Consider the following 25,412-nt stretch of genomic DNA (forward strand, 5'->3'; position numbering starts at 1 on the left):
TCGGAAACTGACGGTTCTTCCCTCTTGCTGCCACAGGTCATCCTCGGAATGCCTGTCACCGAGATTATCGTGTCTCACTCGAGGGGTGCAGTCCAGCACGTCACCGTGATTTCAGCCCGGCCACACCATCATTGCTTCAACATCGCAATCGGATGATCGAGTGCGATATCGAGCGCACTGCTCACCCCCCTCGTGAGGACATCCTGAATGCGTTGCCGGCCGAGATCGGCGTGCGAACGCCCCAAAGCATCTGCCTTGTCGGCATCCCTGGCCCTGATCGCCGCGACCATGGCGATGTGCTCGGTCAGGATCGTGTTCATGTGCTTCTGATATGCAGCCTTCGAAGCAAAATGCTCGACGTCGTAGGCGAGATACGCAATCCGCAACGCGAGCGTCAGCAGATGAAGATAGTTGCGTTCGATGAGCTTGTTGCCGCAGGCGGCGGCAATGAGCGCATGAAACCGCCAATTGCTCTCGTTCATCTCATCCGCGCGACCCGCTGCTTCATGTTGTTCGAAGGCAATCCGCTCCGCTTCTATCTCCGCGAGGTGGGCTTCGGTTCGGCGTAACGCCGCCCACCTGTTGACGACCCGCTGCGCGAGATCGAGCGCCTCGAGCATCTCCCGGACGTCATCCCAATTCAGACTCGCGACGCTTGCGCCGCGGTTCGGCAGCAGCACCACCAGCGATTCCGAGGCGAGCCTGACGAGCGCTTCGTGCACGGGTGTTCGCGAGAGCCCCAGCCTTGCAGCCAGGACAGCTTCATCAAGCGGGGTCCCGGGTCGCAGGGTGAGGGAAACGATCTCGCGCCGGAGCGCCGTGTAGGCGAACTCGACGCCCTTCCCTTTACCCGGCGGCGGAGGTGGTCTGCTGGCCATCATGAAATATCTTGCCTTGCTTTATACGCCGTGCATAAACTGTGCATGCACAACATCCTATCACGGGTGCCGCGCAATGCGAGGGCGACTGCCGGGCCGTTTTCGCGCAAGCAAAGGATCTCGTCCATGAGCATCACTGCCCAAGGGCTCGTTGCCCGCATCGACCGGCTACCTCCCTCCCGTTTCCATATTCAAGTTCTTATCATTGCTGGGCTTTCACTGTTCTTCGATACGTTGGACACGGCCGTCACCGGCTTTGCTTTCGCAGCGTTTCGAACCGAGTGGAACCTCGGCCCGCTCGCTCTCGGCGTGACATCGGCGATCGGACTCAGCGGCTATCTGCTTGGATCCCTTGTCGTCGGCTTCGTCGCCGACCGGTTCGGGCGCAAGGCCGTCATGACCTGGAGCCTCGGCCTCTACTCCCTGTTCTCCGCGTCCCGCGCGCTTTCCGGCGGCATCGAGGTCTTCTGCCTGCTGAACTTCTTCACATGGATCTTCGTGGGGATGGAGAGCTGCGTGGTGCCGCCCTATCTGGCGGAGTTGTGGCCCTCGCGGCTTCGCGGCCGCTTCAACGGCTGGATGATGGCCTTCTTCGCGGTCGGCATCGCTCTGTCCCCCATTTGGGCCCTCCTGCTGATCCCGACGGTCGGCTGGCGCTGGACGCTCGCGCTCACCTTCCCGTTCGCACTCCTGATCGGCCTGATGCGGACCTTCCTGCCGGAGAGCCCGCGATGGCTGATGAGTCAGGGCCGCACCGAGGAGGCTGAACGGATTGTCGCGTCAATCGAAGCGCGGGTCGCACGGTCAACCGGCGGGACTCTTCCACCTGTCGTTCCGGTCGCGGCGCCCGTCAACACCCGGCCGGTCAGCCGGCGCGAGATCATCGCCCCCGCCATCCTGCCGGTCACCCTCATGCTTTGGCTCGTGTGGTTCACCGAATACGGCGTCCTCTACACCTTCCAATCCGTGCTTCCGACGTTGCTCGCCATGGATGGTTTCTCCATCGTGCGATCGACCGAGTTCACCGTCGTGATCTTTTCGGGCTTCATCCCCGGCTATATTGGTGCGGGCTACTTCCTCGACCTGGTCGGCCGGAAATATTGGCTGATGATCTGCTTCGCCGGGATCGGGATCTCGAGCACGCTGTTTGGCCTTGCGAACACGCCCGCCACGATCATGGCCTGTGCATGGTTCACCGCCTTCTTCCTCGGCAACGGCTCGACCTGCATCTACACCTACACACCTGAGCTCTATCCGACCGAAATTCGGACGACGGCGATGGGAATGGCCTCGGCCTGGGGACGCGTTGGCGGCATCCTCTTGCTGCTGGCGTTCGGGATCTTCGCCGTGCTGCACGGGCGGCTCGCACTCTTCCTGGTGAGCGACGGCCTGCTGATCGCGAGCATCATCGTGGTGGCGCTGGTTGGCCCCAACACGAAGGGCAAGACGCTCGAGGCAACGTCGTCTGCGCGCGACGTTGCCGCACCGGCAAACGCCGTTGAGGCACCGGCCGAATGACGCGGACAGCAATGATTGCCGGGGCCGGCTATGCCGGCCTCGCAGCGGCCGCCGTGCTCGCACGCGCAGGATGGCGCGTCTCCGTGTACGAGGCCGATCCCGAGCCAAGAAGCGTCGGCGCCGGTCTCTATGTCCACGGCTTCGTCCATGCCGCCCTTCGCAAGACTGGTGCCTACGACGATTTCATGACTGGGGCTTTCAAGCCTGCCGCGCATTGCGTCTACATCGACGGCGCGCGGCAATCGAATGCATCCACGGACGGAAATATCGTCACGACGACGCGGGCGCTGCTTCATGTCGCGCTGATCAATGCGGCGAGGCGCGCCGGCGTCGGCATCGTCGGCGGATCGAGGGCCGTTGCGGCAGATCCGAGTGGCGTGCTGATCCTCGCAGACGGCACGCGGCTCGAAGCCGATCTGGTCATCGCCGCCGACGGCGTGAGATCGACGATCGCACAAGCTCTGGAGATTCCGATCACGCGCGTCCCACACCAGGACGGCATCACGCGGATTCTTCTCGATCGCGGCGGACTGCGCGACGACAAATGGAACAGCATTCACGACTACTATGATTACCGGGGACGTCCGTTGCGGGTGCTCTACACGCCGTGCGGCCCGGATGCTTTCTATTTCTGCCTGATGGCGCCGATCACCGATATCGAGGCGACGTCCGTTCCAATTGCCGGTGCGCTTTGGACCGCGAGATTTCCTGATCTCGCGCCGACATTGCGGCGGGTTGGCAGCGCAGGCCGCCACGACCGCTACGCAACAACGACGCTTTCGACCTGGTCGAGCGGACGCGCGGCGATCGTCGGCGATGCGGCCCATGCGATGCCCTCGAGCCTGGGGCAAGGTGCCGGCGTCAGCATCGTCAACGCCGTCGCGCTCGCGGCGGCCGTTGCCCACGCTGACGACATCGATGCCGCGCTTGGCGACTGGGAAGTCGCGATGCGCCCGATGGTCGAGGGGTGGCAGCGCCGGGTCGAGGACGTCGCCAGCCAACGCAGCCTCAGTCGCGCCGTTCGCCCGTCCGAGCAGCGGCTCGTCGAGCTCTCGTCCGAGGATTCGGATCGCAAACACGCCGGACAAGAAGGGACCAACGCATGACACTCGTTCCAAGCGAATCCTGGTACACTGACATCGTCGCCGCCGTGGACCAGCAACAAGCCGGTATCAAGGATCATCTCGGTCGGCCCTGGGCGCAGCATTTCGAGCGCGTGGCGCTCCGCCTCATCTTCCGCAAACCGGACGCAACCCGCGCCCATATCGAATCGGCCCTGCTGCACGATGCGATGATGGAGCGCGGCGGCGGACGCGAGATGCTCGATACCCTCGGGGTCAGCCGGGAAGCCCGCGAGATCATCGAGATCCAGACGCCCCCTCCGAACGCGGATTATTACCGCCGCTTCCAGGATGTCGGCCCCGCCGAATGCGCGATCTATCTCGACTACATCCGCAAGCTCTGCGCCTCCGGCAATCAGGCCGCGATCCAGATGAAGCTCGCCGACATCACCGACACCATCGAGGCCTGCCGTACCGGACGCACGCCCCTGCTGATCGACCAGTTCGTCAATCGTTACGAGCCGAGCCGGAAACTGCTCGAGCAGGCGCTGGGATCGGAGTTGGGTTAGCGGGGTGATGTGGCTGGCAGGATGACATCATGCCACTGTTTTGCCCGACGCGTCAACTGAATTTCGGAAAAACATCATCCGCCAATGACTTCGCTACTGTGCATGGGGTTGTTTTCGAAATTCTTGTCGCAATCGGTCGCCGCAGCAGCCGGCAGGCATCGATCGCACGCATGCGTCACCGACGGCCGCAGGCTCCACGCCCCCGGTCCATCCACCCGACAGATGATTTGGAAAAATTGGTCGGAGCGAGAGGATTTGAACCTCCGACCCCTAGTCTCCCAGGCGAGGGGCTACCATTGTTTTTGCTCGCCTTTTTATGGCAAAGGGCAAATTTAACGGGCGCTGAATCCACTTGCCTTTCGATTTAGCATGGCAAAGATTTCGTGGCATGCCAAATGATCCTATTCCGGGCAATGACCCGAACGAAGCCTATGACCTGGTTCATATGAAGGTTGAGCCGCACGGGCTGCCGGCCGACTGGTGGACGGCACAATGTAATGGCATCCCTGTGAGACATTTTTCCCCGGTGGCCCTCCCAGACGCGGAACGCTATTGCTCCGATCCGGAGTACCGGCAAAGCCTCGTCAAAAAGAAGCTTTGGGAACGTGGCGGCCGCTGAAACGGAGATCCGGGAGTGATTGTTATCCCGCCCGAGGCCGCCAAGGCGTTCATGAACGACTTGCGCGCCTATCACGTCACGAAGGACAAGGACAAACGGACGGCGCTAGCCGCACGCCAGGCTGAGGAGCTGACAAGGCAGACACGGACCCGCGTGACGTTGGCCGAAGTCCGAGAGCTATTCCAGCTCATGAAGAGGGATGCCAATTTTGATGGTTCGTAGAGGCAACTTGGTGGTGCCTAACACCTAGACAGACGTCAGCAAAACGCCCACAATCCCCCTGTTCGGCGAAAAGCCGCCCTCGGTGGCTCGAGGACGGCTATCAATTCGCTGAACTGGCGGGTGGTCCCGCTACCAAGCCCCTGATTCGGGCCAACCGGAAGGATGGTGGTGCTTAGTGTGGAATAACCGCACGAGAAGAGCGTAACTCTGCTGCCGCTTCGGGAAACCGGAGCGGCAGTTGCGTTTCAGGCGTGTGGTTTTTTCCACTTAGCGACCTTATTACGCTTGGCAACCTTGTCAACAAATTTGGGGAAAAAACTCCCCGAACGCGATGCCCCCCCAACAAGCGTAGGGATCGGTCGCCGGCCGATGGCGCTGGATGTAGATCGCCTCGCAGGCCGCGTAGAGCGTCACAAGGATCGCGACCGACAGCAGCAACGGCTTCAACATGCAGCGCCTCAGTGCCCCGGAGGGGCGTTCAGGTAGTGGCTTGCGAGGAGCGCGAGGCCGGCGACAACGCCGCCCGAGACGGCCGCCCATGCCGCGCCGATGAAATGTCCGACACCAGCGCCGCGCTGGTGTGCAATTTCGTGCTTGTCAACGAGCGGTGCGATACGATCGACTTCGGCGGCCTTGAGCGCGAGAGCTTCGAGCCGCGCGTAAATCTCGCTCCGGCCGGTGCTGGCGCGCCCCTGCTCCGCCAGGATCGCCGTGGTTTGCGCACCGAGCGCGCCGAGCTGGTTTTGCACCTCACCCAGCTTGTTCAGAATTTGAAACGTGATGGCGTTGTCACCGTCCGACATCAGCGCGACCCATAGTCGCGTCGGACGGTCTCGAACCACCCGAGCGAAGCGCCGGCCCGCTGGCGGAGAGCCTTGTCATCGCTCACCGTCAGTCGAAGCATGGCCCGCGTATCTTTGCCCTTGCAGCCCTTCACCCCGTACCAGGGGAAATGACAGGTGGCATCGAGATACGGCACCGGGGGCGCCTTCATGATGCTAGCGGGAGCCGGCGGAAGGTCGCGCTGCGGCGTTGACGGCATTTCCGGGGCGTGAGCGCACGCCGCCAAAAGGATCGAAGGCGCAAGCGCTGTCAGCTTCCAGAGCTTCGATATAGGCCGCATCGTCTTGGTGCCGCGCATCCGTGTCCGCCTCAATGCGATTTGCTCGCATGGCTGCATCCGTGGCCGATTTGCCCGCTATTGCAATGTCAGCCTCACGCGCCGCTAAGGTTGCGCGTAGCTTTTCCATGCTTTCCCGTTCGTCAGACGTTCGGAACCCCATCAAGAAGGAAACGGCGATCAGAACCAACACCGCGACCAAGCGCGCGACCGGGACATAAGCCCCGATCGCCGGAACGTACTTGAGCAGCGGAAACCAGCCGACTACAGCCGCGGCCGCGAGCAGCAGCCCGAGCAGCGAGAGGACGAGATCCGACGCCATGATGTCCCAAATCATTTCGTCACCTCGCAGATGAAGATCCAGCAGCGAAGCCGCGCGAGCAGCGCCTTCCACCACGGCACCGGCGGAGGCTCGGCCTTGGCTATCGGCGCAAGAGGTGTCGAGGGTGGGTTCGACACCCCCACTGGAGCGGGAGCCTGCTGCGGCGCATGCGAGGGTTCGGCCACAATGACGGGCTTGGGCGGCTTATCGATGCCAGCGATGCACTTGTCAGCATCTTTATTGCGGCGATTGATGAGGCCTGGCTGAACCACAAGCGGACCTCCGGGGCCATGCGGATGCGAGCCTATGCGCCAGCCACGCATAGCGTTGCAGCCGCCGCGGAAGTCGCCCGCATTCCATCGGCGCACCATCGGGGACGCACACACCGCACCCGATCCTGCGTTCATGGCGGTGGACATAGCCATGGCTGCGGCGCTGTCCGGAAGCTGGACGTGAATGCATTCATCCAGGTGGCGGCCATAGTCCTCCCGCAGATGCTTCTCCAACAGATCCGACCAATATTTTTCGTCGTGGGTCTCACCCATCTTCACGCCGACTGTCTCACCATAACCGCCGGTCGGAAGGTTGTTGGCGAGCTTGTCGCCCTTCACTGTGGGCCAGTAGCCCTCCGACTTCTTGATGGCCGGCAGGGCAATCGCCATGGCGCCGGCCGTCACAACCGTGACGGCGGTTTTTGCCTTGTTACCCATTGGGCGCCTCCTGCTTTGCCAGGCGCGCCAACGGAAGGATAACCAGGTTCACCACCACGCAAAGGACGAGCAGGAAATACGGGTTCAGCACCTCGCCGAAGCCAGCGATCGCCGTTGCGACGCCGGTGAACACCGCGAACCCGATGGAAAAGCGAATGCTCCAGAGCCGGTGCAATTCGCTTCCCCAATTGTCGATAAATTTCATGCCCCTCACCTCTCAGGATGGAGGGGATATCCGCGCGTGATTTGGCCGGGCGCGCAACGAGGCGACGCAGGTAGCGCGCGGCTTATGCTTCCTTTCCAGTTGGCCAAACGTCGAATGTCGAAGCGTTGCTCGATCGTTTCTGCATATTGCACGATCTGCGGTTGTAAGGCATTGTCGCCAGATGCTGGCACGTATCCTCCGACTGCTCCCCACCTCCACCATTGAAGGCTACGAACATCCCGAGCTTGTTTCGGAGATTTTCGCGAAGACTGCCGCCGCAGAGCCGGCCGGCGAGTGGCCCGAGATCCGCGGCGTCGAGACCGTCTTGGACTTTGGCGGAGCCTGCGGCATCCACTACAAGCTCGCGCGGCGCGAGGCGCCCGCTATCCGCTGGGCCGTAGTCGAAACTCCCGCCATGGTGCGCCAGGCCTCGCAGCTCGCGACGGACAACCTGCGATTTTTCGAGACTGTCAGCGACGCTGCGACATGGCTTGGCGCGGTTGACCTGGTACATTCGAGCGGCGCGCTCCAATACACGCCTGCCCCGATCGATGTAGTCCGTGAGCTTGCTGGCGTCGGCGCCTCACGTATCAGCTGGAAGCGCCTATTCCTGTCAGATGAGTCCATTTCCGAGCGTCAGCGCTCAATGCTGATCGAGAACGGCCCGAGCTTCCGTTTCTCAACGAAGGCCGTTGTCTACGAGCGCAAGAGCCTCTCCCGGACTGAATTCGAACGCGCCCATCGGGGCTACCGCGTTGAAGCGAGCGGCCCCGATTGGTTCGAGTTCGTCAGATGATCCGCAGGATCTTGTTAGCGATGATCGTTGGCTGAACCGACTTCGTCACCTGCTGGCTGGCATTCGTATATGTAACGCTGATCGAATTGTTGCCGGTCGAGGTGATCTGGCTGAGGGTTGCGAGACCGGATACCGTTCCTATCACCGAGTATGGCCCATTATTTGGCGTTTGGAGCGCATTGTTAATGTTCGGACCGCTGGGAACGTTGGTTTGCGATGACGTTACACTGATCGCTTGAGAGGCGTTCACAGAAGTCAATGACGGTATCTGATTGGCGGCAAGGTTGAAGCCTTCGGCGCCACCCGCTGACCCGAGAACCTGAGGGTTGCTTCCGAAATTTGCCGCAGTCAGGCGAGACGCGGCGCTGCCGCCCATGTCGTCCTTGCCGGCGACGACGCGCCCCCTCAGATCCGGAACGTTGAAAGTCGTCGTGCCATCGCCGGCACCATAGGTAGTCCCGACCATCGCGAACAGCGTCGCGTAAGTGGTCCGCGAAATTGCCTGACCGAAGGGCAGAGCAAAGAGGCTATTCGGTGCAGTTGCCCCGATGAAATCGATCATGCCACCCAATGGGATCAGGTACGGCGAACCGAAGAAGCCGCGGAGATAAAACGCGCCATCACCGTTGTTGTAGACTGCAACGTAAGGCGTGCCCTGGACGAGGATGCCAGCGGGCAATTCGGTCCCCGGCGCCGATCGCAGCGGCTTATTGCCAAGGCCATCAACGCTCAGGGTGACGGTCGCGCCGTTCGTCGCGTGAGGCGTGAACGCGATCTCTTTGCCGTCGAGGTGCGCAAGCGTGTCGAACTGCTGAAAGCTCGCCACGGTGTAGGCCGTGAGCGTGCCGCTGGTCACGATCGCGCCGGCGATATCGTCGCGGTACTTCGAGATCGCCGCCATCATCGCGCGGCCGCTGTCGTTCACGCTGGCCGGCGACTGCCCCTCAGCCCAATTGATGGTGCTATCAGCCGTTGCGTCCGCGGATGCAGTTTGAGACCACTTATAGAGCGTCATTTTACCCCCTCAAAGAAAACGGTGCGAGCTGGCGGCCGAGGATCAACGGCCGCTGCTGGATGGCTTGCGCTTGCGGAACGGCCGCGAGCGCGGCGATTTGGTCTGACGTGATGACGGGCGGCGCCTGCCACGTTGAAGCGCTCGCCTGCGGCTTGGCTGGCGCCTGATCCTGTGACGGAGCCGGCGAACTCGACGGCGCATCAGCGGCCCCGGCAGGCCCTGCCATCGCCATAGGCGCCGCTGCCGGCGCAGAGCCGCTACCACCGCCCATCTTGCGATCGGCCCAAGCGACGACATCGCCGGCCGACATGTTCGCCATAGTCGGGTTAGCTCTGGCGAAGCGCTGCCCGAGCACCGAGGCAGCCGGCGCGGTCGGATCGGCGTTCAGAAGCCCGACCGCGCCGCCGGGACCGGCAAAATGCGCCAGATACTGCGTTCCGTCCGTTACAGGCAGGCCGGCCTTGGACAGAATTCCGGCATTATCGCCCGCATAGGCGCCCGTCATTTCGCGCGACAACCCGGGATCGGTCTTGAGCGCGATCAGATCCGCGTCAGACTTGCCAGCGGCCAAATCCGGCCTATGTTGGCGAAGCATCGAAAGCCACGTGCTATCGATGAACTGCCCGGCCCCGCCGGCAGACGAACGGGTGTTTTGTGCGTTCGGGTTACCGCCGCTTTCGACAGTGACGATACGATCAACGAGGCCCATTTTGCGCCCTAGAATTCTGGTCTGCCTGGTTCTCTTTGCGGCCGCGATGGAGGCCGTTAATTTCGGCGCCCATCAAGTCGTCGGAAATTTCGGGGTAATCGGCGGCCTCCTGACAATTGCAGCCATGTACGGCGCCGCGCGCTGGTACGATCATCGCGAGCGCCGCCGTTCTGCCGTCATTGAGCCTTGAGCCAGCAAACCGGTTGCTTGCGAGAACCGCGGGTCCGGTAGCCGCTTCGCCTGCTGCCCATAGAACAATTCCGTAGCCTTGCGCGCGTCGTTCGCATTGCGTGCCGCGGTCACGCCCTTGTCGAGCACCGCGCCCATTGCCGCGCCAGGCAAGCCGCCATGCGTCAGGCCGAGCAGCGGGAGCAACGTCGAGCGCAAGCCGCCGGCCATGCGCGCCAGCATAGGCGCGGTCCCTGAAGGGTTTGTGGTGCCCTTCACCGGGATCATCTGTTTGTAGACGCTCGCCAGCTTGCGCATGAGATCGATTTCCTGCGGCGAGTAGAGCGTGCGCGCGAGCTGCGAGCCGCTCTCGTTCAGGAATTCGTGCAGCCGCTGCGAAAGCGCCTGAGCCTCGAACTCGATTTTTCCCTCGCCCGCGCGCGTGAGCTTCTCGAACATGCCCTGACGCACCGAAGTCCAAGCTTCCGGCGGGAGCGACGCTTTCAGCTTTTGCGCGAGCGGTACCGACATCGAGCCGGCGCCCTTGCCAGAGGCGCCGAACAGCGCGTTGACCAATTCGTTCGGCGATGCTTCGCCGTTAGCGACCTTGCGGATAAGCGACGCAACCGCGCCCTTTTCCGGTTCAACCGGGATCGAGGAGCGCAGCCGGTCGGCATACTGCGCCAGCGATGCGCGCTCACCCCGCGAGAACACGGTTTGCGCCAGGAGGCGCCCCTTGCCGTCAAGGAAGGCGCGAACGCGATCCGCGGCAACCTCCGGCTCCCCCGCAGTCAGGTGCGCGAAAAGGCCCTGCTTGTAGGCGCCGAATTCCGCCGAGTTTTCCCCAAAAATCTTCAAGATGCGTTGGGCGATTTGGACCGGCATTTGACCGCCGGGCGCGGTCGCGGAGCCATAGGCGAGCTTGACCACCTCGTCAGGCGTAGCCCGCGTGTCGGAGAACCGGCCGAGGATCTTTTCAACAGCCGCGCCGATCGTGTCGCCAGCGCCGCGCTTCGCGAATTTCGCCTTGTAGTCCGTGAACGCCGCGCGCGCCTCTTGTTGCATCTTCAAGACTGCCGGCCCATCACCGGAGAACTTGCCTTCGGCGAGCATCTTTTCAACCCGCGCGTCGAATTGATCGCGGATATGCTCCAGCGCGTGAAGATCAGAGCCCGAGCCGCCGCCGAGCATGGCGCGGCGCGCGTCGCCGTACAGCGTCGAAATCTGCTTCCGGACCTGTTCGACGTCCTTCATGGTGAAGCCAGAGCCAGCAGCCGGCGCAGCAGCATCGGCGGCCGCCTTGGTCGGCTTGACATCGCCCGGGAAAATCGCGGCGCGCGCCGCGCCCGTGGCGTCTTCCTGCTCCAGTTGCCGGAACGCATGCTCAACGGCCGTATCGGCGTCCAGGCGCTCATTCGCCATCAGCTTAACGGCGCGGTCCTTTACCTCGGGCGCCAATTCGCCGTGGCCGGCGGTGCGCAAATCATCCTCGAAACCCTGCATGTGCCGGGCAAAATCGGCCTGCTCACGTTCCGACATCGCAGCGGCTTCCCGCTTGCCAACGTGCCCCTCAAAGCCTTCCGGATAGTGCTTCTGGCCGCGCATTTCCGCGCCCATCGCGTCGAGCAGATCGTTTACGGTTGACGTTCCGTTGTGGTTTCCGCGGAGATAGCCGGCCTCCTCCGCCGCCTCGCGTGCGTAGTCGAGCGGCCAGCCGCCCTGCCTAACCAGCTTGCGACGCCCGACGCCCTCAACGTTCACGGTGTGACCGTGACCGCCGATCGCTTCCAATTCAGCGTCAGGCCCCAGGCCGCCCTTTGAGGCGATGAATTCGAGCAGGCTTTGCGCCTTCTGAGCCGATGCTTGCGAGCTCGAGCTTTTGGAGGGGCCAACATCGGTACCGGCCCGCGAATTCAACGGGTTAGCAGTCGAGGTTTTTTGCCGATCGTAAGCCGCCGCGACGTCATCGCCGAATTTCGCGCGGATGTCGGCGACGTCTTGCGCATGGCTGGTCGAGACACCCGGCAATTCGCCAGGCCGTCCCGGCGCCACCGCGTTCAGATGTTCATCAATGACACGGAGAGCGTTCAGCGCCTTCGGCGTGTTGGTCTTGTCGAGCGAGACCGCAGCCGAACGCAAGCCCTGCTCGACGTCGTTACCGAAGCCGCCGGCAGAGCCCGGCGCGAACTCACCCGGCGCTGCGTCAACGGCGGCATACTTCCCGCGATAGTCCGCCTTCGCCGTGTCGCGCGCGGCTGCCAGACGGTCGGAAAGCACTTCGCCGGCATCGATCGGCGACGCAGCGCGCAGCTGCCCATCTGGCGCTAGAGCCCGCGCCATGTCCTGGGCCTGCTGTGCGGGCGACATCGGGCCGGCATGAACGCCGGCTGCGGCCGCTTGCCCCTGCTGTTCCTGCGCTAGCAACTCGCTAGCAATCCGCTCCGCCGCATCCTGCGGCGCGGTGCGCGCGCTCTGCCCGGTCGGATCGAGGCCGGCGGCGATCGTGTCGCGCGCCTGAGAAACGCGCTCGTCCTGGAGATCCTTGAAGCCCTGTGCTTGCCCTTGCGCCGCGTCGCCGCGGCCGCCGCGCAGCATGATTTGCTCTTCGGCCGATAGAGCTGGGTTCTGCGTGATTTGCGACTGAGATAGCGGGACATCGACGCCAGCGACGCTTTCGAGGTTGCGCGCCACGGTGGCCGGCGGCCGCACGCGATCGGCAACCGCCGCAACAACCTTGCCCACGCCCCTGCCGACCGGGCCGGCGGCGCCGCCAACGATACCGCCGATCGCGGCCGCGTCGCCGATGTTCTCACCGCGCGTTGCCGCATCGGCGCCCGAGAGCGCCGCACCGGAGATCGCGCCATTCTTGACCATTTGAGGCAGCGTTCCCGTGAGGCCGAACGCTTGCGGCGCTGCCGCCATAAACGGCGCCGTCGAGGCAATGCCGCCCGCGAGTTGCGCAGCGGTATCGATCACGGGATGGTCGGTCGCAAAGCGCTTGTCCGCGCCCTCCTGGTCGCGCAGCGAATGCGCGTAGCGCTCGCCGAACGTCGGTTCCGCAAGCTGATCCTCTGGCGCAAAGAACCGATTGAGAGCCGGCGCCAGCGCGGCGTTGGTCGCCGCGTCGAGCTTGTTCATGAGGCCGCCGATGACGGGAACGCCAGTCGCAGCCGATCGCACAACGTTGTTTGTGGTGACGGGCTCCGCAGGTGCTTCCGGCGCCGCCGACGCGCCGGCGCCGATCTGCTGCGCAATGTGCGCAACGGTCGCGTTCTGCGCATCCGGCGAGAGCTTCAAGAACTCATCGCCTACCGTCACCGATTTGTCGCCGATCGTGAGTTGCGGCATTAATTGACGCTCCACTTGATTGCCTGACCGCCGACGTTCACCGATCCGGACGGCTTTGCAGTCGCAGCCGCGGGAGCGGCTGGCGGCTGATAGCCCGGGCCGGCCGCGCCCTTCATCTGATCGATGGCCGCCGAGCGGAGCGCCGCTTTCTGCTGCACCACCGCCGGAGCATCGCCGGGCTGCGGGAACAACTCTTTTTCGTAGCGGCCGAATTCGCTCTTGCTGATCGCCGCGCCGCTCTCCTGCCGAAGCAATGCGGTAATGAAGGCTGATTTCGCCGTCTCGAACTTCTGGTGATCGGTCGATTGCAGGTAGTTGCCGACAACCGGAATGCTGGACGTGATCGACTGCGTCCCGCTCAACCCCTCGTTCTGGAGCTTGGACAGATCCTGTTCGGCCTGCTGCATGCGCGCAGCGAAGGACGAGGCTTTAGCCTGCGCTTCCGTTTTCTTGCCCGTCGCGGCGTCCGCCGACGTCTCGGAAACGCGCTTGATGAAGGTTTTGCGATCGACACCAGGCGGAACCTGTATCGGCTTGCCATCTGGGCCGGTGACGGTGTTGTCACCACCGGACGCCGGTACGGTCGAGCCGGCGGGGAGCGCCCGCAGCGTACCGTCAACCTGGTTCTGCTGCATGAAGATCTTGCGTCCGTCCGCGTCCTCTCCGGTCTGCACCACGGCCCATTTGTCCTTGCCGTAATACTGATTGATCAGCGCGGACATCAGCGCAGGATTGTTCACCGCGGCCGCAGCCTCGGCCGGCGAAGCACCCTTGGACACCAGCGCTTGCGCGCTCGCGTTGACCTTCTGGCGCGCGATGGCGGACGGGTCGCTTTCCTGGCCAGTGATGAGCGAGCCGAGACCGCCAGCAATCGCGGCAATCGGACCATTGTGCAGATTGCCGATGAAGCCGCGCGCGGACTGTCCTAGCCGATCGCCGACACCACCGAGCGAGAACGGCGCCGACACGGGTGCAGCCGTTGCCGGTGCGGCTGGAGCCGGTGCGGATGGAGCCGGTGCGGATGGAGCAGGCGCCAAGGCAGGCGCGGACGGCGCAGCCGCTTGCGTGTCCGGAGCAACACCGCGACTGCGAAACGCCGGCATCTGATAGTCACCGACCGGGATAAAATCATCCGGCGCCGACGAACGGTTGACCGAACTCGCATCAGTCGGAGCCTGTGCCGGCGCGCTCGCAACAGTAGGAGCCGGAGTCGCGGCAGGAGGCGCAGCCGGAGGAATGGGAGCTGGAGCGGCGATATCGGCCGGATTGACATTCATTGAACCAGGACCGGCGAAGCCGAACGGCACCGCGCTCGCCCCGAACGTATCGGGAGCTTGATCAGGAGCCGCGGGCGCGTGCGACGCGCCGCGGAAACGACCCGCCAGCACAGCGGCTGCCGCATCGCGCGCCTGTTGCGCTTGATCCGCCTCGCCTTGCAGCGGTGACGGATAAAGCGCGCCCCACGGCGAGGCCGCGCCATTATTGCCCATGAGCATGTCGAGAAGGCCAACCATTCACTTAGCTCCCAAACGAAATCGGGCCCTTCGGCATCAGCGAGCCGACGCCGGAGGCCAGAAGCGCAAACTGCTGCGCCGGGCTCATCGTGCTTTCGCTGGTTGACGAACCGTTTTGCTGGCCGAACTGCGCAGCGACCGGCGACACCGAGCCGAGCAGCGTCGTGAGCTGCGAAGCCGGGATGTTGAACTGCTGCGCCAGCGCGTTGATGGTCGCGGTTGGCGCGGCGTTCTCCGCCGTGAGGCCGCTCGACACCGAGCCAATCCCGTTCTGGAAATTGGTGTTGGCCGCCGCCTGGTTGCCGTTGAGCATCCCATAGGTGGTGTTGCCGGCATTGTAGAGCGTGTTACCGGCGTTCAGCGCGTTGCTGACGTCGGTATTGTACTGAGCGGCGACGATGGGCGCCTGCGCCTGCGCAACGCCGCGCGCAACCGCCTGCGCATTGCCGGGCGACCCGTCGCGGCCGGCGGCGGCCCAACTCGAGTTGATGCCCTGAGACGTATCGGCCGCGACCGTATCGAGCTGCGCTTTCAGCGCCTCGTTGTTGCCGATGTTGGCACCGCTCGCGGTCTGACCGACGATGCCGTTTTGCAGCATGCCAAGGTTGGACTTTATCGCCGCGTCATTGCTCTGAGCACCGCCACCATTCAGCAATCCCGTGGTGCCTGAGGCAATCGCGGGATTGTAGTTCGGCTGACTGTTGGAGTTGGCAACAACCTGGTTGATGGCGCCCTGCTGGCCGCTTGAAAGCGTACCGGCCTGCGGCACAAGGTTGTTGATGCCGCCGAGGATGCCGCTAAGCGAACTCGACGCATCGCCGTATGGCGTGAGCTGAGACGTTTGGGTGCTTTTGGAAGTCGAAGTTCCGCCCATTAAAGCGCCCTTTCCAGAACGACGTTGGAAACGTGGTAATCGTTGAGGATCGCGGCCCACCCGAGCCGCCCCATGATCCTCAGCCTTGCTGCTCCCTCACGCCTTGCCCATGCTTCGATTTGCGGGAGCAGATCAAGCCAGCGCGCCAGGTTCTTCCCGCCTATTGCAGTGATTTGGCAAACAAGGTGCCGATCGGTGCGCATGAGCAACGTCACCGCGGCCGCGTCGATGTCGTTCCCCGACGTCGCGAGCCATAAATCGCCGTCACCTTCCAGCACGTCATGTTCGAGATCGCGCGTGTGGCCGAGATCCGTTTTCAGATAGGCCGCGCGCAGCTGATCCGCGACCAGCGGCCAGATGGTCCGCTTGAGGTGCGGCGGGACACAGAGGAGATCAGCCGATGCAGACATAGAAAAACGATCGTGCCGCCGCGCTGGCGCCGTGAGTAATAGTGAATTGCTGCTTGCCAACGGCGGAAACGTAGCAAGTGCCGGCGGCGAGTTCTGACGCCGCCGCCGCATTCTTCGGAAACAGGAGCACCGCGCATTGCGCAGCGCAGTTCTGCGCGGATACGACCGTTAAGGTGTCCGTTCCGGTGTTGAGTGAGGTCGATCCGGCCGCGTTCGATCGGCCGTTAAACAGCGATTGGATCGCGATGGCGAATTTCATCGGATCTTTTTCGGAGGTCGAAACGCCGTATCCGCTCATCGGCGCCCCGTAGGTTTGAAGCTCTGCGGTTCGAGACCGTTGATGTACGACCAGGACGAGGCCGCCGGAATGCGTGCCTTGAAGCGGCTATAGCGGGTATCCAAGAGCATGTTGCAGATGCCCGTCACCGCATTGAGGGCGCTTTCTGCACCATAGGGAGACGCCTGTTGCAGGTTCTCACGGCGCGAGGCCGAGACGAACACAGCGGGCGCGTCCGTCACCGGCCGCACGCCTCGCTTTTCGCTCACGCGGTCACCATTCGTGCCCTGTTCGGACGTCACAAGGCTTGCTTCCAGGTTCGGGCCGCGGAAGAACGATAGGGCGTTGTTGCCGTCGAACGCAGCCAACTCCGGAACAACCGCGCTCTGGAAACTGTCGAGCGATTGCGTCATGGCGTCGAGGTTCGGGAACAGCACCGCGAGTGCTTCAAGCGTGATGCCGGGCTGCGCCATCGAGAACACGAAGCGGCCGGACATCCGCAGCGGGGTGAATTTGTCGAGAGCCGGATCATAGCAAAGCGCCTTGTCAAAGCGCCCAACTACACCGTTCACCGATTTGTAGAACCATAGAACGCGCGTCGATCGCGGATCGGCGACGCCAACGAACAATTGCAGGTTCGATGCATCGAGATCGGCGAAAAACGTCCGGTCAACGCGCTCACGGCCGATCGATACCGGGACGCCGCCAGGGTCGATCCGTTGAAAGCCCTTAAGCGAATAGAAATAGACCGTTGAGCCGGCGCGGATCAGGCTATAGGGCCCATAGATGCCGAGCCCTTCGGCAATCCGCTCAATCTGGAACGTGCGGGGATCTCCGGGGAGGAAGATCATACGGCGCGTCGCCGTGTCTTGGAGGATGACGCCATAGCTGTCCCCGCCGGCAACGCCTCTGCAAACGCCCCCATCGCCGAAAGTCTGCTGATCCGCAAAATTGATGCCGCTCGTCCAAGACTGCGACGAATTGACGTCATTCAGTCCCGACCATTGAATTCCGTTCGGGCTAGAAAGAAGCCCGACTAGCACGATGAATTTGCCGACCACAGCGGCATAGCGCGCCTGCGGCGGACTGCCGAGACCATCCGCAAACGCCGTCGAGCTTGAAATATCGAATACCTGAGGAACCACATTGACCTGTCCCGCAAACACCAGGTTGTTGAATTGCAGGAACCACCAATTATCCGTGGTCGGGATCGCGGCATAAGGCCCGCCGGCCTTTGACACCTTCGCCCAAGTGTAGGTGGTGTTGTCGAGCTTATAGAGGTCGGTTGAGGTGGCGGCGAACACCACAACGCTCCCATCCGTCTTGTAGGCAGTGAAGGCGCCGCAGCAATCAGCGCCGAGCGCCGCTGAGATCGCCGAGAGCGACGGAAACGGCCCATAACCGTCCCCGCGCGGAACGACGTTCAGGACGTCGCGTTCCGTTGCTGCCTCATAATCCGAGACGTCAGGACGATACTCGCCGAACGGTATCACCGGCATCAGAAGCTATGCCCCGCCGTGGTCGCGCGCGGCGAGAGCCGGCGCGAGGTTTCCGCGTCGAGCTTGGCCTTGTGCGCCGGGATTTGCGCCTGCATCCGCGTCGCGCCAGTGTCATCCTCCAGCACGTTCGCATAGAGGAGCATCTTCGCGTGCGCGCGGATCAGCTGCTCCGCCTCGTTCAGCCAGGCATTGCTGTCGCCAGGCGCCGAGAGCGCGGGCAAGCGGTAATGCATGTGAGGGCGGATGGTGTAGGCCGCAATCGGCGTCGGCCAGAGCAGAATTTGCCCGTCAATATAGGTGAAATCGGTGGAACGGCCGGGCCCCGTGGTCGAGCCGGAGATCAGCCACTCCGCCTCCTCCGCGTTCTGCCATGTCAGGAAATATCCCGACGTGCTGTCCTTCAAGAACAGCCCGTCAAACTGGATCACGTCCGGAATTTGCGCGAGGTCCGTCCCGTCATAGGCCTGCCGGTTCGCGACGGTCTGGAAGGTCTTGGAGCGCGTGACGTTGAACCAGAACCGATCATGGGCGTAATGGTCGATCGCGTCGAGAATTGCGCTTTGGGCCTGACTTGCGAGATCGCCGCGCGTCAGATCCGACGCGATTTGATCCAGCATCGTTTGCAGGGATTTCGAGCCCATCAGTCACCGCCGCCGGTTGAGGAATAGAAACCGGGGGCGCCGGCAGTTCAGCAAGAACAACCGCCGCCCCCGCGAAGTGAAGCCAGATGTCCAAAGCTTACTGGTCGTTGTCGGGAACGTAGGCGATGACGATGGTGGCGGTGCCAGCCGTGGCCGCGGTGCCGGTCTGGGTGTACGTCACCTGGACCTGTTTGGGCGCAGCCAGCGGGCCGAGCGCGGCACCGGTGGGCTTGATGCCCTTGGTGAGCGCCACCGCTGTTTCATCGACGTCACCGGCCGCGACGATGAGGTTATTGGCGTCGCCGACCGTGCCGACCAGCAGCACGTTGGTGGTGGCAGCGTTGAACACCGCGCCGATATAGACGTCGGTTCCGAGGATCAGCGCGCCCTTGGGCAGCCACTGCTTACCGACACCGGACGCAATGCCGGCATCGTTGAAATTGACCTTGATGCGCAGGTAGTGAATGACCTGCAACGCATTCTGCCGACCGAGAGACATGCTTGCCCTTTCCGAGAGCGTTAAAACGATGGTGGAAGCAACAGCGGCGCCCTCAAGGAGCGCCGCCGCTAGGGCTTAGCGGTGAGCGACCGCGTAGGTGGTCACGGGGATCGTCGCGAAGTCGGCGCCGTTGTAGACGGACTTCTTGATGCCCCAGACGGTCTGCGCCGAAACGCCGAGCTCGCGTTCGTAGTCGAACAGCTCTTCCACCCACTTGAAGTGCGAGCCCTTGGCGAACTCCTTGCCGAAGCCGACGCCAGCCGCCTGCGCACCGCAGAACACAGAGCGACGGGTGTTGGCCTGAGCAACGCCGGCATTGGAGATACCGGCCGGCAGGCGGGACCATTCGTGCAGGATCACGTCATGGTATTCGCCGAGGCTGTCGCTGTAGATGTTGCTGTCAGCGCCAATGCCGCCGGCCAGCGCGGCCTTCTGAATATCCAGCCACTGGCCCGAGCCCGCGTCGGTGCGCAGATCGGTCACCTGGAAGTCGTGGAGGAACATCAGCCACTTCTTTTTGCCCTTGACCTTGACGGGGCGCATGACCGGCGAATTCGTCTTGGCGAGTTCCACGCAGAAGTCGATGTACTTGAGCTTCATCGTGGCGGTGGTGTCGCCGTTCACGGTCGCGTCATCCGTCGCGCTGTTCGCGCGAATGATGTTGGTCGCTACCGAAGTGGCGTTGTTGCCCGTGTACCGGGGATCGGTCACGAGGATGTTGCCGGCAAGCTGGTTTGCCATGCAGGTATCGAAGCGGTTACCGAACCAGTCCGACAGGCCTTCCTTGCCCTCCGTGCGGAGGTTGAACGGAACGCGCTGGGCGTCGATCGTGCCCTTGTTCTTGACGCGGACGGCGTGCGCGAGCTCGTTGATGGTCAGCTTGTCGTTGTAGGTGGTCAGGCTTTCTTCGTTGCCCTGGAGGGTACCGCCCTCGGTGGTGCCGTCGCCGGTGAGCTGGACGCGCAGACCGATGGTGACCTGATCGCCCGCGTTCTGGTCGAACTCGGTGCGCATCTGGATCATGTTGTTGGCGCCCTCGCCCATGAACTTACCGAAGTAAGTTTCCTTGAGCGCTTCGGCGTTGAGCTTCTTGGCCCACAGCTTGTTGGAAAGGGCGTCATTGACGCCGTAGGTGGTCGTGGTCATCTATTGCCCCGAAAAGGATGAAATTCGTGATGGGTTTGACCGCGTGACGCCGCGTGTCTGGCGCATCACCGAATTCGGAGCCTTCGGAGCGGGCTTGGCGTTTTACGACCGCCGGTCGAACGCACGGATTGAGGTTCGTGCGAAACCTTGTGCCCTTGGGGTTGGGCGAGAGAGCAGCTTAGCCGCCCATAATCCGGCGAGCCTTGGCCGGGTTCTTGTCGCACCAAGCCTCGAACTCATCCATCGGCATACTCATAAGACGTTCTGCCGTCATGTCCTGGTCGCCGGCATTTCCCCCGGTATTTGAGAGGGATTTGTTGGCCGCTTGCCCGCGCTCGATTGCGTCGAGCTTCTCGGCTCCAGAGGGGGGCGCCGCAGCATCTGCCGCGGCTGCTTCCTTCTTGGCGTAGCCGCGCTGCTTTGCCAGCCCGTAGATGATTTCCGCGGGGCTCTTACCCTTGGACATCGCCATTTGCGCGACGGCGATTTCATCCCCTTGAACAGCATCCCTGAGCGCCTTCCACGCCGCCTGCACCTGTTCGGCGCTGGCGCCGGACTGCTGGAGCTCGGTCGGGTTGTCATAGCCGATCGCGACCAACTCATTTGCCCGGGAGGAGAACAGGAAGTCATAGGCTTCCTTGTAATCGGCCTGCTTCGAGGTGAACGCCGCAGCGTCGCTCTTGTAGTTGGTGACGAACGCAGTGTGCTCAGTCGCCGCCTTCTTCTCGGCGTCCGTCGCATCCAACCGCTTGTTCAGCGCATCGACCGCGCCGAAAATGTCGTCCTCCGCCTTTGGAGGCCCCGCGGGCTGTTCGGCCTGCTGCTGCTGACCGCCCTGCAAGCGATCGATGACAGCAAATCGGCCCTCGAAATTCGCAAGCTTCTGCTGCGCTTCGCGCAACTGCTTGTCGAGATCCTTGCGGCGAGTGCGTTCCTCGTGCAACGCCGTCAGCGGAACGGTTTTGCTCGCCGCGTCGCCGCTCTTGCCCTGATCGCCAGAAGCATCAGCTGCGCCGGCATCAGCCGCGCCGCCGCCCACATCCACCGTGCCACCGGCATCGGCGCCCGAGCTCTCCGCAGGAATGCCGCTTTCGCCGCCGGTCTCGAAAAACTTGGTCTCATCGGCCGAGAGCGCAGGGCCAACAGTTGAGGTCACATCGTTCATACGTCGTCTTTCCACCGGATACGGCCGGCAACCGATGCGCGGAGCGCCGCGCGCGTGCCCGGATAATCCGGGGTTACGAAGCGAGCAGAAGGATTGCCTCCTCGTCTCGCCGTTTCTTTGCCGCTCTGGACGCGACCGCAACCGCCTCCGCGCGTTTTTGCTGCATGGCCGCCTGAGTGGCCGCGATCTCGGCAGGAATCGCCCACGGGCTTCCTGCGGCCGGCCGTGCCGCCGGCATGAACGTTGGCGCCGTCCGTCGATCGACCGGCGGCGGAATGGTGCGCGTGATCGCGGCGAGCTGCTTTGCCCGATGCATCTCCATTAGCAAGTGACCGATGCCGCCTTGCTGGAAATCGTAGTCGAAGCCCGTCCGCGACAATTGGGCGTCATTGGCGGTAACGGTGAACGCAGCCGCGCCCTCGGCCTCTAGAATGGTTTCGTTAACCGGAGTTCCGTTGAAGGTGAACGCGCCGGCCGAGACCGCTTCCGTGATCGCGAACGATGCCGCTTTTCCGGCAAGCGCGAAGGCGCCAACCGCCGCAGCCTCCGACACCGCGAAAGATGCCGCCGCCCCTGTGAGCGCGAGCGAAGCGGATGCCGCCGCTTCCTTGATGGTGAACGTGACCGGGAAGCCCGTGACCGCGAACGGGCCAACCGACGCAGCAAGATTTGCCGTTGTCGTTGAACCTCGAACCTGCCCGAGGGAAAACCGGCCAACCGCATCAAAGCCGAGCAGCGACATTAGCGCGGCCTACGGTAGCGTATATAGCCGCTAGCACTTGGGGTGCCGCCGCTGTAGGTCACCTGACCGTGAAGGTAATAGGTAGTCGGGATCGCGTTCGAGACCGGATATGGAACATGCACATGCATAACCGAGTAGTCTAATCCGGACGGCATGCGGGTGTGGTGGTTCAGCCCGTCGATCGAGTTCGCGTTTGAGATGCTGGGCGTCGAATTCGTCGATATGATCGAACTCCAATCAGAGGAGGTGATGGCACCGCCACTCTCGACCTGAACGTGAGCCATCAACTCGAGATCGCCTGCTGGGACGATTATGCTGGTCAAGTTTTTAGGCGAAGCGCTCCCGGAAAAACTGAGGCTGAACGCGACCTTTGAAGTCTCGCCGATTTCGCCAGATGCAGCCGACCCGGTACCGGGCTCACCAGGGATGTGCCCAGTCTGGCCGCGAACGAGATCCTCTGCGAGCGCGACAACGGCGACTTGTGGCACCGCCGAGAAGCTGATTTTCGCGGTGGTTCCGGCCGAGTTGAATAGCACCGCCGCGCGCGTGAGAACCCCTGCCCCGCTATTATAAACCCCAGTCCCGACCTCCCATTGCGAGAGGTCTGCGCTTTCGGCGCGGTAGCTGTATTGCGCGCCATTGACGGCGCCGGCTGCTGCCGGGCTTTGATAGCCCGTGACGGCACTCGAATAAGTCCAATCGGTGGCGCCGCCCGCGGTCGGGTTGAAGCGGCAAACGTCGATGAGGGATGAGGGCATCAGGTGATCGTAAACACGCCGTTGGTGACGTCGAAATTGACCAGGAAGCTATTGCCGTTCGTCAGCGTCAGCGACGTCCCGTAATCGTACCAACCGACGAGATTTCCCGACGCAGCGGTCTTGTTGTAGAGCACCGCATATCGAAACGGACCGATCGAGCCGCCCGCGGCCGTGATTTGCGCCGGGTTGAGCACAAATTTTTCAACGCCGCCGGTCTGGCTGTTCGCATTCGTAGTCGCGTTGAAGCCGCCGGCTACGTAGCCGTTTCCTGCCGCGAGGTCCGCAATATCGGCCTTCACCGCATTGGCTGCGACCGGCAGCGTGTTCGTCAGCATGACCGCGAATTGGTCGCTGTCGAAATTGTGCACCTTCGCGGAAACGTCGTGCACAAATGCGTTGAACTTATTGAAAGCGGCCATTTTTTACCCCTGCTGCATCGGCGCAATGCCGGTGATGTTGCCTTGCGCGTCGCGGATAAGCTGTTTCGGCGTGTTGAAGGCCGTCGCCAGCGTGTTCATGTCGCGGCGCATTTCCGTCAGAAACGCCATGATGAGCGCGGCTTGACCGCCGTCATGCTGGACCGCCATCGGCGTCCCATCCGGCCCGACAACCTGCTGCGGGGGCGCAGTGAGCGCGTCGAGCGTCGCCTTGTGGCGAGCGCCCTCCATTTCAACGTCGCGCTTGGCGGCCGCCTCCTGCCGGATGCCATCGACCTTTGCCGCCGTAAGCGCCTGATGCCCTTGAAGGTCAGCCTGCTGCTTCGCTTGCGTGAACTGCAACTCGGCGTCGCGCTTCTTCTGCTCAGGATCGCCCTGCTGCTGCGACTGCTGCATGCTGTCCGAAATGTCCTTCTGAGCGGACGTCGGAAGCGGCGAATACTTGAGCAGTGCGAGCCAGGTTGCCGGCGGCAGCATCTTGCCAATGACGGGCAAGATCTGCTGGAGGAAGCCCCAGGTCATTTCCTTCTGGTTCGCCGAGGTCGGCGCCGGGTCCACGATGACATCATAGCCTTGCACGTCATCAGGGAAGGCTTGCGCCTTGATCAGCTGCACATACTGAGCGTTTTCCGGGCCCTCGATCTTGATGAGCCGGCCGTCCGAAAGATAGTTCTCGATCAGGAACAGGAGCGCATGCCCCTGCTCTTTCCGGTAGCGCCGCAACCCGTCGAAATAGGGCTGCATCAGCGTCATGACGGCTTGCTTGCGCTGGAGATCCAGCGAGGCCGCTTGGCCGGCGCCAGTCTGCATGCCGACCGCTTCAAGGTTGATGCCGGACACGCGCCCCATCGCCCCAAAGGCGAATTGCATCATTTCGAACGAGCCTTGCGGAAACTGCGCAGCCGTCTTGGCGATCATTTTCGGGTTGGCCCCGAGCGCTCCAGGCTTGAGGAACGTCACCTGATCCTGTTTCGCCCAGCTCGCCGCGCCCTCGCCGTCATCCTCGAAGAACTGCCCGCGCTCCGCGGCAATGCCGCCCTTTGCGGTGCTGTTCATGATGTGCATCGTCTGCATGAGCCACTTGTTGGCCCAGCGCGACGGGTCTTTCATCGCCCGCACGATGCCGAAGAAGGTATTCCGGTTGCGATCGCGCTTGCCGGTCATGCACTTCATGGAGAACTGCCCCTTGATCGGGCTGTCACCGATCTCCAGGAGCACGTTCCCCAAATAGGCTTGACGATAGACCTTGCGAGTTTGCTTCACGGATTTCGGCATGGGTGCGCCAGCAATCTTCATCCGCTTCCCGAGCTCGCGGAATTCCTCCTCTTTGAGCGTGAGGATGTTGTTGCCAGTCGGGTCCGCGGGGTCGAGGACGAGCCAAACAGGGACGCGCTCGATCCATTGGATGCGGATCATCGTCACGCCGTCGTCGTCGCTTTCCTCGCCGAGCTGCTCGCCCTTGTTGTAGGTGCGGCCGTCGTTGCGGTGCGGGTTTTCGCCCTCCTCCTCGTGATCGTCTAGCCAGGTCGCGTTGTAGTCCGCATCATCAAAGGGATTTTCAGGATCGCCAGGACAGAGCGCGCGGGCCTCATCCAGCGGCACCCCGCGGCGAATGTGGAAACGGCGCTGAGTGTCCCGTAGATTGCGCTTCTTCGCCGAACTGTCCCACCCCATTTCGAGCGGGTCCATGCGTTCCGTCTTCGGATCGCCGTCCTGATTGTCCTCGTAGTCGAGCAGAGTATCAGTCCAGCCCATGCCGCAAATGATCTCGTCGCGGAAGGCGTCGCTCTCCTCGTCCTCGGCTTCCGACTGATCGCGAAACCACTTCGCCGCCGAGGTCAGCAGCTCATTCTTTTTGACGTCACCCTGCTTGCGCGGGATGAATTGCACCTCTTGCCGGTTGCCGATCTCTTGACCGGAAACGCTATCGACGTAGGTTCCGACTTGGTTGAAGATGACAACAGGACGGTTCATGTCCTTGAGCATTTGCTTGTCATCTTCCGTCAGCTGATCGCCGGCCTCGAACGCGAAATCTTCGCGAGCCTCCCGCCGCCATCGGGTCTGACCCTCGCTGTTATGGTCGCGCTTGATCTGGCCCTTGAGCTTGCGGAAGATCGCCTCCGCATCCTGGACGGTCTTGCGGGCTTCCGAGGCGGAGGCATCGCGGTCGTTGTCGGTATCGGTCATGTT

The 25,412-nt window shown here is 62.8% G+C and carries 29 protein-coding genes; 7 read left to right on the top strand and 22 right to left on the bottom strand.

All coding sequences use genetic code 11. The annotated features are described in order from the left end of the window. Nucleotides 1-128: 128 nt before the first annotated feature. Nucleotides 129-881, bottom strand: a complete 753-nt coding sequence (locus tag BMW89_RS25145; protein WP_092029796.1) for a GntR family transcriptional regulator — start codon at nt 879-881, stop codon at nt 129-131. 63 nt (nt 882-944) lie between these two features. Here BMW89_RS25145 and BMW89_RS25150 point away from each other — a divergent pair, with 63 nt between their 5' ends. From BMW89_RS25150 to BMW89_RS25165, 5 genes are all read left to right on the top strand, one after another. After that, nucleotides 945-2,396: an MFS transporter gene (locus BMW89_RS25150; RefSeq protein ID WP_244547675.1), complete on the top strand. Its 1,452-nt coding sequence runs from the start codon at nt 945-947 to the stop codon at nt 2,394-2,396. Then, nucleotides 2,393-3,502 carry an FAD-dependent oxidoreductase gene (locus tag BMW89_RS25155; protein WP_092029801.1) on the top strand — a complete coding sequence of 370 codons (1,110 nt, stop codon included), beginning with the start codon at nt 2,393-2,395 and terminating at the stop codon, nt 3,500-3,502. The genes BMW89_RS25150 and BMW89_RS25155 overlap by 4 nt, the downstream gene beginning before the upstream one ends. Continuing rightward, nucleotides 3,499-4,026, top strand: coding sequence for a hypothetical protein (locus tag BMW89_RS25160; RefSeq protein ID WP_092029803.1), 528 nt, complete (start codon nt 3,499-3,501; stop codon nt 4,024-4,026). Before BMW89_RS25155 ends, BMW89_RS25160 begins: the two co-directional genes overlap by 4 nt. 388 nt (nt 4,027-4,414) lie before the next feature. Continuing rightward, nucleotides 4,415-4,645 carry a hypothetical protein gene (locus tag BMW89_RS37460; protein ID WP_143062822.1) on the top strand — a complete coding sequence of 77 codons (231 nt, stop codon included), beginning with the start codon at nt 4,415-4,417 and terminating at the stop codon, nt 4,643-4,645. 15 nt (nt 4,646-4,660) lie between these two features. Continuing rightward, nucleotides 4,661-4,867, top strand: coding sequence for a hypothetical protein (locus tag BMW89_RS25165; RefSeq protein WP_092029805.1), 207 nt, complete (start codon nt 4,661-4,663; stop codon nt 4,865-4,867). 297 nt (nt 4,868-5,164) lie between these two features. Here the strand turns inward: BMW89_RS25165 and BMW89_RS38035 are convergent, their stop codons facing one another. From BMW89_RS38035 to BMW89_RS25190, 5 genes are all read right to left on the bottom strand, one after another. Beyond that, the gene (locus BMW89_RS38035) at nt 5,165-5,317 is read right to left on the bottom strand and encodes a hypothetical protein (protein ID WP_177196302.1); all 153 of its coding nucleotides are present in this window, start codon (nt 5,315-5,317) and stop codon (nt 5,165-5,167) included. An 8-nt stretch (nt 5,318-5,325) separates the two neighbouring features. Next, a complete protein-coding gene (locus tag BMW89_RS25170) occupies nt 5,326-5,670 on the bottom strand; it encodes a hypothetical protein (protein ID WP_092029807.1) in 345 nt (114 codons plus the stop codon). A gap of 195 nt (nt 5,671-5,865) precedes the next feature. After that, the gene (locus tag BMW89_RS25180; protein WP_092029812.1) at nt 5,866-6,324 is read right to left on the bottom strand and encodes a hypothetical protein; all 459 of its coding nucleotides are present in this window, start codon (nt 6,322-6,324) and stop codon (nt 5,866-5,868) included. Continuing rightward, on the bottom strand, nt 6,321-7,019 hold the full coding sequence (locus BMW89_RS25185; protein ID WP_092029814.1) for a lysozyme: 699 nt from the start codon (nt 7,017-7,019) through the stop codon (nt 6,321-6,323). The genes BMW89_RS25180 and BMW89_RS25185 overlap by 4 nt, the downstream gene beginning before the upstream one ends. After that, nucleotides 7,012-7,224 carry a DUF7940 domain-containing protein gene (locus BMW89_RS25190; RefSeq protein ID WP_092029816.1) on the bottom strand — a complete coding sequence of 71 codons (213 nt, stop codon included), beginning with the start codon at nt 7,222-7,224 and terminating at the stop codon, nt 7,012-7,014. The genes BMW89_RS25185 and BMW89_RS25190 overlap by 8 nt, the downstream gene beginning before the upstream one ends. Before the next feature lie 181 nt (nt 7,225-7,405). Between BMW89_RS25190 and BMW89_RS25195 the strand changes: the two genes are divergently transcribed. Further along, nucleotides 7,406-8,020 (top strand): class I SAM-dependent methyltransferase, encoded by a 615-nt coding sequence (locus tag BMW89_RS25195; protein ID WP_092029818.1) that lies wholly within the window; start codon nt 7,406-7,408, stop codon nt 8,018-8,020. On the opposite strand, the gene BMW89_RS25200 is transcribed toward BMW89_RS25195, so the two are convergent. The 3 genes from BMW89_RS25200 to BMW89_RS25210 form a co-directional block, all read right to left on the bottom strand. Beyond that, on the bottom strand, nt 8,013-9,035 hold the full coding sequence (locus tag BMW89_RS25200) for a tail fiber protein (protein WP_092029820.1): 1,023 nt from the start codon (nt 9,033-9,035) through the stop codon (nt 8,013-8,015). The two genes, BMW89_RS25195 and BMW89_RS25200, sit on opposite strands and share 8 nt — an antisense overlap. A gap of 1 nt (nt 9,036) precedes the next feature. Further along, on the bottom strand, nt 9,037-9,744 hold the full coding sequence (locus BMW89_RS25205) for a lysozyme family protein (RefSeq protein ID WP_092029822.1): 708 nt from the start codon (nt 9,742-9,744) through the stop codon (nt 9,037-9,039). A gap of 150 nt (nt 9,745-9,894) precedes the next feature. Further along, entirely contained in the window at nt 9,895-12,603 is a 2,709-nt protein-coding gene (locus BMW89_RS25210) for a hypothetical protein (protein ID WP_143062823.1), read from the bottom strand. A 213-nt stretch (nt 12,604-12,816) separates the two neighbouring features. Between BMW89_RS25210 and BMW89_RS37470 the strand changes: the two genes are divergently transcribed. Beyond that, the gene (locus BMW89_RS37470) at nt 12,817-13,263 is read left to right on the top strand and encodes a hypothetical protein (RefSeq protein WP_143062824.1); all 447 of its coding nucleotides are present in this window, start codon (nt 12,817-12,819) and stop codon (nt 13,261-13,263) included. On the opposite strand, the gene BMW89_RS37475 is transcribed toward BMW89_RS37470, so the two are convergent. From BMW89_RS37475 to BMW89_RS25275, 13 genes are all read right to left on the bottom strand, one after another. Then, nucleotides 13,260-14,774: a hypothetical protein gene (locus tag BMW89_RS37475; protein ID WP_143062825.1), complete on the bottom strand. Its 1,515-nt coding sequence runs from the start codon at nt 14,772-14,774 to the stop codon at nt 13,260-13,262. The two genes, BMW89_RS37470 and BMW89_RS37475, sit on opposite strands and share 4 nt — an antisense overlap. A gap of 4 nt (nt 14,775-14,778) precedes the next feature. Continuing rightward, nucleotides 14,779-15,648 carry a hypothetical protein gene (locus BMW89_RS25220; RefSeq protein ID WP_092029829.1) on the bottom strand — a complete coding sequence of 290 codons (870 nt, stop codon included), beginning with the start codon at nt 15,646-15,648 and terminating at the stop codon, nt 14,779-14,781. Next, complete coding sequence (locus BMW89_RS25225; RefSeq protein ID WP_092029831.1) at nt 15,648-16,058, bottom strand: hypothetical protein; 411 nt, start codon at nt 16,056-16,058, stop codon at nt 15,648-15,650. The genes BMW89_RS25220 and BMW89_RS25225 overlap by 1 nt, the downstream gene beginning before the upstream one ends. Continuing rightward, nucleotides 16,042-16,356 carry a hypothetical protein gene (locus BMW89_RS25230; RefSeq protein WP_092029833.1) on the bottom strand — a complete coding sequence of 105 codons (315 nt, stop codon included), beginning with the start codon at nt 16,354-16,356 and terminating at the stop codon, nt 16,042-16,044. Before BMW89_RS25230 ends, BMW89_RS25225 begins: the two co-directional genes overlap by 17 nt. Further along, the gene (locus BMW89_RS25235; RefSeq protein ID WP_092029835.1) at nt 16,353-17,834 is read right to left on the bottom strand and encodes a hypothetical protein; all 1,482 of its coding nucleotides are present in this window, start codon (nt 17,832-17,834) and stop codon (nt 16,353-16,355) included. Before BMW89_RS25235 ends, BMW89_RS25230 begins: the two co-directional genes overlap by 4 nt. Further along, nucleotides 17,834-18,475, bottom strand: coding sequence for a phage adaptor protein (locus BMW89_RS25240; protein WP_092029838.1), 642 nt, complete (start codon nt 18,473-18,475; stop codon nt 17,834-17,836). Before BMW89_RS25240 ends, BMW89_RS25235 begins: the two co-directional genes overlap by 1 nt. Before the next feature lie 97 nt (nt 18,476-18,572). After that, nucleotides 18,573-18,974, bottom strand: a complete 402-nt coding sequence (locus BMW89_RS25245; protein WP_092029841.1) for a hypothetical protein — start codon at nt 18,972-18,974, stop codon at nt 18,573-18,575. Between the two features lie 75 nt (nt 18,975-19,049). Further along, complete coding sequence (locus tag BMW89_RS25250; protein ID WP_092029844.1) at nt 19,050-20,120, bottom strand: N4-gp56 family major capsid protein; 1,071 nt, start codon at nt 20,118-20,120, stop codon at nt 19,050-19,052. Nucleotides 20,121-20,298: 178 nt separating this feature from the next. Next, nucleotides 20,299-21,285: a hypothetical protein gene (locus tag BMW89_RS25255; protein ID WP_092029846.1), complete on the bottom strand. Its 987-nt coding sequence runs from the start codon at nt 21,283-21,285 to the stop codon at nt 20,299-20,301. 73 nt (nt 21,286-21,358) lie between these two features. Then, nucleotides 21,359-22,027 (bottom strand): hypothetical protein, encoded by a 669-nt coding sequence (locus tag BMW89_RS25260; protein WP_092029848.1) that lies wholly within the window; start codon nt 22,025-22,027, stop codon nt 21,359-21,361. After that, nucleotides 22,027-22,785, bottom strand: a complete 759-nt coding sequence (locus BMW89_RS38040; protein ID WP_177196303.1) for a hypothetical protein — start codon at nt 22,783-22,785, stop codon at nt 22,027-22,029. Before BMW89_RS38040 ends, BMW89_RS25260 begins: the two co-directional genes overlap by 1 nt. After that, entirely contained in the window at nt 22,785-23,204 is a 420-nt protein-coding gene (locus tag BMW89_RS25270; protein WP_092029851.1) for a hypothetical protein, read from the bottom strand. The genes BMW89_RS38040 and BMW89_RS25270 overlap by 1 nt, the downstream gene beginning before the upstream one ends. Before the next feature lie 3 nt (nt 23,205-23,207). Beyond that, on the bottom strand, nt 23,208-25,409 hold the full coding sequence (locus tag BMW89_RS25275; RefSeq protein WP_092029854.1) for a portal protein: 2,202 nt from the start codon (nt 25,407-25,409) through the stop codon (nt 23,208-23,210). Nucleotides 25,410-25,412: the final 3 nt, after the last annotated feature.

The organism is Bradyrhizobium sp. OK095 (assembly GCF_900109945.1).
Taxonomy (GTDB): Bacteria; Pseudomonadota; Alphaproteobacteria; order Rhizobiales; family Xanthobacteraceae; genus Bradyrhizobium.

Coding starts and splice junctions, on each gene's coding strand:
- BMW89_RS25145 (WP_092029796.1), bottom strand. CDS start 881: ATGATGGCCAGCAGACCACCTCCGCCGCCGGGTAAAGGGAAGGGCGTC.
- BMW89_RS25155 (WP_092029801.1), top strand. CDS start 2,393: ATGACGCGGACAGCAATGATTGCCGGGGCCGGCTATGCCGGCCTCGCA.
- BMW89_RS25160 (WP_092029803.1), top strand. CDS start 3,499: ATGACACTCGTTCCAAGCGAATCCTGGTACACTGACATCGTCGCCGCC.
- BMW89_RS37460 (WP_143062822.1), top strand. CDS start 4,415: ATGCCAAATGATCCTATTCCGGGCAATGACCCGAACGAAGCCTATGAC.
- BMW89_RS38035 (WP_177196302.1), bottom strand. CDS start 5,317: ATGTTGAAGCCGTTGCTGCTGTCGGTCGCGATCCTTGTGACGCTCTAC.
- BMW89_RS25170 (WP_092029807.1), bottom strand. CDS start 5,670: ATGTCGGACGGTGACAACGCCATCACGTTTCAAATTCTGAACAAGCTG.
- BMW89_RS25180 (WP_092029812.1), bottom strand. CDS start 6,324: ATGATTTGGGACATCATGGCGTCGGATCTCGTCCTCTCGCTGCTCGGG.
- BMW89_RS25185 (WP_092029814.1), bottom strand. CDS start 7,019: ATGGGTAACAAGGCAAAAACCGCCGTCACGGTTGTGACGGCCGGCGCC.
- BMW89_RS25190 (WP_092029816.1), bottom strand. CDS start 7,224: ATGAAATTTATCGACAATTGGGGAAGCGAATTGCACCGGCTCTGGAGC.
- BMW89_RS25195 (WP_092029818.1), top strand. CDS start 7,406: ATGCTGGCACGTATCCTCCGACTGCTCCCCACCTCCACCATTGAAGGC.
- BMW89_RS25200 (WP_092029820.1), bottom strand. CDS start 9,035: ATGACGCTCTATAAGTGGTCTCAAACTGCATCCGCGGACGCAACGGCT.
- BMW89_RS25205 (WP_092029822.1), bottom strand. CDS start 9,744: ATGGGCCTCGTTGATCGTATCGTCACTGTCGAAAGCGGCGGTAACCCG.
- BMW89_RS37475 (WP_143062825.1), bottom strand. CDS start 14,774: ATGGTTGGCCTTCTCGACATGCTCATGGGCAATAATGGCGCGGCCTCG.
- BMW89_RS25220 (WP_092029829.1), bottom strand. CDS start 15,648: ATGGGCGGAACTTCGACTTCCAAAAGCACCCAAACGTCTCAGCTCACG.
- BMW89_RS25225 (WP_092029831.1), bottom strand. CDS start 16,058: ATGTCTGCATCGGCTGATCTCCTCTGTGTCCCGCCGCACCTCAAGCGG.
- BMW89_RS25230 (WP_092029833.1), bottom strand. CDS start 16,356: ATGAGCGGATACGGCGTTTCGACCTCCGAAAAAGATCCGATGAAATTC.
- BMW89_RS25235 (WP_092029835.1), bottom strand. CDS start 17,834: ATGCCGGTGATACCGTTCGGCGAGTATCGTCCTGACGTCTCGGATTAT.
- BMW89_RS25240 (WP_092029838.1), bottom strand. CDS start 18,475: ATGGGCTCGAAATCCCTGCAAACGATGCTGGATCAAATCGCGTCGGAT.
- BMW89_RS25245 (WP_092029841.1), bottom strand. CDS start 18,974: ATGTCTCTCGGTCGGCAGAATGCGTTGCAGGTCATTCACTACCTGCGC.
- BMW89_RS25250 (WP_092029844.1), bottom strand. CDS start 20,120: ATGACCACGACCACCTACGGCGTCAATGACGCCCTTTCCAACAAGCTG.
- BMW89_RS25255 (WP_092029846.1), bottom strand. CDS start 21,285: ATGAACGATGTGACCTCAACTGTTGGCCCTGCGCTCTCGGCCGATGAG.
- BMW89_RS25260 (WP_092029848.1), bottom strand. CDS start 22,027: ATGTCGCTGCTCGGCTTTGATGCGGTTGGCCGGTTTTCCCTCGGGCAG.
- BMW89_RS38040 (WP_177196303.1), bottom strand. CDS start 22,785: ATGCCCTCATCCCTCATCGACGTTTGCCGCTTCAACCCGACCGCGGGC.
- BMW89_RS25270 (WP_092029851.1), bottom strand. CDS start 23,204: ATGGCCGCTTTCAATAAGTTCAACGCATTTGTGCACGACGTTTCCGCG.
- BMW89_RS25275 (WP_092029854.1), bottom strand. CDS start 25,409: ATGACCGATACCGACAACGACCGCGATGCCTCCGCCTCGGAAGCCCGC.